Below are 2,763 nucleotides of genomic sequence, written 5' to 3' on the forward strand. Positions count from 1 at the left end.
TTTCCCTAAGATGAGTCAGTCCGATCGGGAATTCCCGCCGAGTTATACGAGGAGGTCGCGATCTTGCGACTCCTTCGAAAGCGCGCGTTCGTGCAGCTTGGAGCTTGGCGGCCAGCCCTACAAGCAGAGACCACGGTCCTAGACCTAAATCCACGAAGTGTCACGGCATGGTTGTTACTGATGGCCCGTGCGCTAATGGGCCGTCGGACTCTTGTTTGGGGACACATCCACCCTCAAGCCGGTCCTTCCTCTAAAACTGCCCTGTTACGAAGGGGTATGCGTCGGATCGCGAACGGCACGATTTCATACACTTACAGAGACGCCGAGAAGGCACTCTCCGACCTTCCAGGCAGTCCGGTGTGGACTGCACCTAACTCGCTATATAGGAAGCAAAGGATTCTCCCAGCTATCGATGCCTCCTTGGAACCCAGAGACTCCGTGGTATATGTCGGGCGCTTCGCTCCCGAAAAGAAAGTGGCCTTGCTAGTCGAAGGTTTCGCCGTTGCGGCTAAGTCGCAGCCGGATATGAAACTCATCCTTATTGGTGGCGGGTCAGAAGAATCAAATCTTCGGCAGCTCGCTTCACAGTTGGGCGTCGAGGAAAAAGTTGAATTTGCTGGATGGATAGATGAACTAGAAGGACTAAAGCCCTATTACGGGCGCGCCTTTTGTTCGGCGTCCCCGGGCTTTGCTGGACTAGGACTAACCCAAAGTTTAGGATTTGGTATACCCATGCTTGTAGCGGATGCCGAGCCTCATTCTCCGGAAATAGAACTTGAGGTGACAGGTGGCGTCTCCTATTTCTCGTCGGACTCAAAAAAAGAACTGGCAGAGGCCCTTCACACCAAATGGGAAGAGCGTTACCGGTTGCCTGATGCGTTGCTGTCCGACTACACAAAGGTGCGTTATTCGGCCGAGGCCATGGCCAGAGGTTTGCAAGCTGCACTTGAAGGCAGAATGTTAAGCGACGAGGACGTTCGATGATTGAAGGTATATCCCGGTCACGAATTCCCGCCCCGCTGACGACGGTGGTCAGATCGCTTCTGCGTAAGCTGTCAATGCACGGAAAGGTCAACCATTTCCCCGACCTGCGCGTGGGTCGTGGAGCCATCATAGGCTCGACGCACGGCCTAAGTATAGGCCGTGGAGTTGCGATCGGACCACGCACCGTTGTCCAAGTGAATGGCGTCATCGGAGACTTTGCACTGATAGGGATGCATGTCCAAATAATTGGTCGTGAGGACCATGAGATGACCGAGATCGGCGTTCCAATGGCCCGGTCAACTTGGATTGGGGACCGCGCAGCTCGCCCTAGGGACAGTGTGGACATCGGGCGTGACGTCTGGATCGGAGCGTCAAGCGTTATTCTGGGCGGCATAGCAATTGGCCAGGGGTCCGTTGTTGGCGCCGGCTCCGTTGTAACGCGGGATATTCCTGAATATTCAATAGTTGTGGGTAATCCGGCGCGAGTGATAGGTCGCCGTTTTGAAAACGAGGCCGACAGAATGCGTCACACTGCAATCCTTGACGAGCGCTTGCTCAATTCTGTCGAGAGTGCTAAGCCGCTGTGAGCGCGGTCCGGTTGATTGTTCATCTTGGGTTGGCGTGAGTCTTCCAGCAGTCTTTGCCGATGTCGGCGGTGGTATACGTCCGCTTGATCCAGGTCGTGATGGCCAGGCGCAGTTCCCGCCTTTTGAGCCGCCGCTGACAGTCCAGAATGTACTTTCGCAGCAGCGAGAAGAACGATTCCATCCGGCGTTGTCCGCGCGCGCACCGACCTCGCCCATCGGGCCGGGTGAGCCGTGGTGCCGCAGTGATTTGACGAATCGGCGTGGAGCGGAACTAGGACTCGTCGATCCGAGTGCACACGGTAACTGCCGGCCAGCTTGACGTCGCCGCGCTGCATTCGCGACTGCGGCGACGGCAAGCGGAGACTTCATCCGCGAGTCCATCTAGTAGCCGACGATCCTGCCGGGATCGACGTCCTTCACCGTGCAAAGATAGACCTTCCCTTCGGCAGTAAGGTGCTGCGTGATATTGGTCAGCCAACAGTTCGTGCGGAGCTGTAGCGGTGAAGTCCCGCTCCACCAGGTCGTCGCGGACCGATGATGGCCCGGGCTCCGGTTCAGGCCCGACCAAATGCCGTGCTCCCTGTGCGAGCCAGGGGCCCAGTTCCTACCCGCCGTGATCCCCTTTCTCGGGAGTCCGTCGGCGATGAACCGAAACCCGAATGCAGGGTCGTCAGATGGATTTCCAGTTCGACGTTGACCCGGTGCGCATCTACCCGGTCCCGTTACGTCACAGGGTGGGTCTTCCACCGGTAATAGCCTTGCTTGCCGAATTTCAACACCCTGCAGGTCACCGCCACAGGAATGCCGTCGGTGGCAAGGCCCGTGAAGAGGGGGTACATTACTTGCGTAGATGTCCTAAGCAAGATGGGCAGCAGCCGGACGCAGAATGTCATTTTCCTGCCCTAACAGGCGGTTCGGCTTCTTCATCTCCCGCATCTCAGCCGACTCCAACACTGCCGTGCCGGCCTGGATTCCATACGTTCGGCAACGGCAATCCTGCGCTTTACCGTCCTGACGCCGCAGCCCTAAATCCTGCACAATCGGCGTCACCGGCACCTCACCCTTGCGGGCCATATGGGACTGCCCCCGGTTTTGTTGACTCCTTGACCTAGCGAGCTTGTGCTCGTGGAAGGATGTTGACCATGCCCACGGCTTATGGGGCGGAGTTCCGCCAGGTGAATCCCGCTGCCGG

General features: G+C 57.7%; 2 protein-coding genes and 2 pseudogenes. 2 read left to right on the forward strand and 2 right to left on the reverse strand.

Annotated features, from left to right (window positions below):
- The first annotated feature begins 438 nt into the window (after positions 1 to 438).
- A complete protein-coding gene (locus tag CXX84_RS18885; RefSeq protein ID WP_189337659.1) occupies positions 439 to 984 on the forward strand; it encodes a glycosyltransferase in 546 nt (181 codons plus the stop codon).
- 287 nt (positions 985 to 1,271) lie between these two features.
- Entirely contained in the window at positions 1,272 to 1,571 is a 300-nt protein-coding gene (locus CXX84_RS19385) for a DapH/DapD/GlmU-related protein (protein ID WP_223253171.1), read from the forward strand.
- On the opposite strand, the pseudogene CXX84_RS19575 reads toward CXX84_RS19385, so the two are convergent.
- Both CXX84_RS19575 and CXX84_RS19390 read right to left on the reverse strand, forming a co-directional pair.
- Positions 1,558 to 1,835: pseudogene (locus tag CXX84_RS19575) on the reverse strand (IS3 family transposase); the annotation flags it as partial. The gene CXX84_RS19385 and the pseudogene CXX84_RS19575 overlap by 14 nt on opposite strands.
- A 120-nt stretch (positions 1,836 to 1,955) precedes the next feature.
- A pseudogene (locus CXX84_RS19390) lies at positions 1,956 to 2,645 on the reverse strand (IS3 family transposase); the annotation flags it as partial.
- Positions 2,646 to 2,763 lie beyond the last annotated feature (118 nt).

Origin of the sequence: Arthrobacter sp. AFG7.2 (assembly GCF_002892835.1) — a bacterium.
Lineage (GTDB): Bacteria > Actinomycetota > Actinomycetes > Actinomycetales > Micrococcaceae > Arthrobacter.